This window comes from Streptomyces sp. OfavH-34-F, from assembly GCF_022347745.1.
Taxonomy (GTDB): Bacteria; Actinomycetota; Actinomycetes; order Streptomycetales; family Streptomycetaceae; genus Streptomyces.
This window is the reverse complement of the sequence record NZ_JAKRGC010000489.1, coordinates 1-3162: the sequence shown is the minus strand read 5'-3', so window position 1 is coordinate 3162 and position 3162 is coordinate 1. Positions and strand designations below refer to the sequence as shown.

Below are 3162 nucleotides of genomic sequence, written 5' to 3'. Positions count from 1 at the left end.
GCCCGCCATCGCGCCGGCCGCCGCCGCGCCCGCGGCGGGGGTGGCCAGGCCCAGGGCGAGCAGCGCTCCACCACCCGCCTCGCCGAGCCCGGCGGCGATCGCGCTGTACTTCGGCGGGTGGAAGCCCATCGCCTCCATGGCCGCCGTGGTGCCCTCCACTCCCCCGCCGCCGAACCAGCCGCCGAGCTTCTGCGCGCCGTGCGCGCCGAGCACCGCGCCGGTGCCGACGCGCAGAAGGAGCAGTCCGAGGTCGTGCCGGTTGACGCAGCCCATGGGAGTTCTCCGGAGGGTGTCGGGGCCCCGCCCGCGACGGGGCGGCCTGGATGCCGTACGCCACCACTCTCCGCGCCCCGCGCCGGTCACGGATCGCGTTGTTACGCCGTCCGGGCGTGAGCCGCGGCACAGTGCGACGAACGCCATTGTGCAACTTGTTGCACAATGGCGCGGCGGTGGTCTAGAACTGGGGCGACCCCACAGCGAGGAGCCTCCGCATGTCCCCGTACCCGCACCTTCTGAGCCCGCTCGACCTGGGCTTCACCACCCTGCCGAACAGGGTGCTGATGGGGTCGATGCACGTCGGCCTGGAGGAGGTCGAGAACGGCTTCGAGCGCATGGCGGCGTTCTACGCCGAGCGCGCCCGGGGCGGCGTCGGCCTCATGGTCACCGGCGGCATCGCGCCCAACGAGCGGGGCTGTTCGTTCCCGGGCGGGGCGAAGATGACCACCGAGGCGGAGGCGGCGGAGCACCGCCTGGTGACCGGTGCCGTGCACGCGGCGGGCGGGCGCATCGCCCTGCAGATCCTGCACTTCGGCCGGTACGCGCACCACCCGGACCTGGTCGCGCCGAGCGCGCTGCGGGCGCCGATCAGCGCGTTCACCCCGCACGCCCTGACCGACGACGAGGTCGAGGCGACGATCGACGACTTCGCCACGGCGGCGGCGCTGGCCCGGAGCGCCGGGTACGACGGCGTCGAGATCATGGGCTCCGAGGGCTACCTGATCAACGAGTTCATCGCCTCGGCGACCAACCACCGCGAGGACCGCTGGGGCGGCTCGTACGAGAACCGCATCCGCTTCCCCGTGGAGATCGTGCGCCGCGTCCGCGAGCGGGTCGGCGACGACTTCATCATCATCTACCGGCTGTCCATGCTGGACCTGGTGCCCGGCGGCTCCTCGCTGGAGGAGGTCGTGCACCTGGCGCGCGAGATCGAGGCGGCGGGCGCGACGATCATCAACACGGGCATCGGCTGGCACGAGGCCCGTATCCCCACCATCGCGACCTCGGTGCCCCGGGGCGCCTTCACCTGGGTCACCGAGAAGGTGCGCGGGGCGGTCTCCGTACCGCTGGTGACGAGCAACCGCATCAACACGCCGGAGACCGCCGAGCAGATCCTCGCCTCGGGCCGTGCGGACATGGTGTCGATGGCCCGGCCGTTCCTCGCCGACCCGGACTTCGTCGCGAAGGCGGCGGCGGGGCGCGCCGACGCCATCAACACCTGCGTCGGCTGCAACCAGGCGTGCCTGGACCACATCTTCAGCGGCAAGGTCACCTCCTGCCTGGTCAATCCGCGCGCCTGCCACGAGACGGAACTCGTCCTGTCGCCGACCCGCACCCGCAAGCGCGTCGCCGTCGTGGGCGCCGGACCGGCCGGACTCGCCTGCGCCGTCACCGCCGCCGAACGCGGCCACGCGGTGACCCTCTTCGACGCGGCCGACGAGATCGGCGGGCAGCTGAACGTGGCCCGCCGGGTGCCCGGCAAGGAGGAGTTCAACGAGACCCTCCGCTACTTCCGCACCCGGCTCGCCGAGGAGCGGGTCGACCTCCGGCTCTCCACCCCGGTCGGCGCCGCCGATCTGGCGGACTACGACGAGATCGTCCTGGCGACCGGGGTCACCCCCCGCACCCCGGCGATCCCCGGGGCCGACCATCCCAGCGTCGTCGGCTACCTCGACGTACTGCGCCACGGAGCACCGGTGGGCGACCGGGTGGCGATCGTCGGCGCGGGCGGGATCGGCTTCGACGTGGCGGAGTTCCTGACGGACGGCGGGGATGCGGCGAGCCAGGACCCGGCGGTGTTCTTCCGGCAGTGGGGCGTGGACACCGCGTACCGCGAGCGCGGCGGTCTCACCGCCCCGGAGCGCCCGAAGACCACCCGGACCGTGCATCTGCTCCAGCGCCGGACGAGCAAGGTGGGCGCCGGTCTCGGCAAGACCACCGGCTGGATCCACCGCACCGAGCTGCGCCACCGCGGGGTCACGATGACCGCGGGCGTCACGTACGACCGGATCGACGACGAGGGCCTGCACATCACGGTCGACGGCGAGCGGCGCCTGCTGCCGGTCGACACGATCGTGCTGTGCGCCGGCCAGGAACCGCGCCGGGACCTGTACGCGGAACTGCGCGCCGCGGGCCGCGAGGCACATCTGATCGGCGGCGCCGACGTGGCGGCCGAACTCGACGCCAAGCGCGCGATCCGGCAGGGCACGGAACTCGCCGGAGCGCTCTGACCCGGGTGGCCGGGCGGTCGCCGGACCGCCCGGCGGCCGGCCGTCCCTAGGATGCAGCCCATGTCACTGCCGCACGCGATCCTCACCGCCCTGCTGGAGAAGCCCTCGTCGGGTCTGGAGCTGACCCGCAGGTTCGACCGGTCGATCGGCTACTTCTGGTCCGCCACGCACCAGCAGATCTACCGGGAGCTGGGCAAGCTGGAGCAGTCCGGGCAGATCAGGGCGCTGGCCCCGGCGCAGCCGGCGCGGGGGCAGAAGAAGGAGTACGAGGTGCTGCCCGCGGGCCGGGAGGCGCTGTCCGCCTGGGTGGCCCGCCGGGAGGACCCCAAGCAGGTGCGCGATCCGCTGCTGCTGCGGCTGCGCGCGGCGGCGGTGGTCGGGGCGCCGGGCCTCGACGCGGAGCTGCGCCGCCATCTGGGGCTGCACCGGCGGCAGCTCGCGGAGTACCTGGAGATCGAGGCCCGGGACTTCCCGCCGGAGCGGGACGCGCCCGAGGACCGGCTGCGGCATCTGGTGCTGCGCGGCGGCATCGACCTGGAGAACTTCTGGATCGGCTGGCTGACCCGGGCACTGGCCGACTATCCGGCCGCCGCCCCGGGCCCCGCGTAGGGCGTACGGCGGTCAGCTCCGCCCGGCGCCGACCCGGCGCCACCGG

Annotated in this window: 3 protein-coding genes; 2 read left to right on the top strand and 1 reads right to left on the bottom strand. The window is 73.8% G+C overall.

Annotation, left to right across the window (positions count from 1 at the left end; genetic code table 11):
* Positions 1 to 273 (bottom strand): DoxX family membrane protein (locus MHW47_RS33770; protein ID WP_239227660.1); only part of this gene is annotated, 273 nt, incomplete at its 3' end.
* A gap of 218 nt (positions 274 to 491) precedes the next feature.
* Between MHW47_RS33770 and MHW47_RS33765 the strand changes: the two genes are divergently transcribed.
* Positions 492 to 2507, top strand: coding sequence for an NADPH-dependent 2,4-dienoyl-CoA reductase (locus tag MHW47_RS33765; protein WP_239227659.1), 2016 nt, complete (start codon positions 492 to 494; stop codon positions 2505 to 2507).
* Positions 2508 to 2567: 60 nt separating this feature from the next.
* Complete coding sequence (locus tag MHW47_RS33760; RefSeq protein WP_239227658.1) at positions 2568 to 3116, top strand: PadR family transcriptional regulator; 549 nt, start codon at positions 2568 to 2570, stop codon at positions 3114 to 3116.
* Positions 3117 to 3162 lie beyond the last annotated feature (46 nt).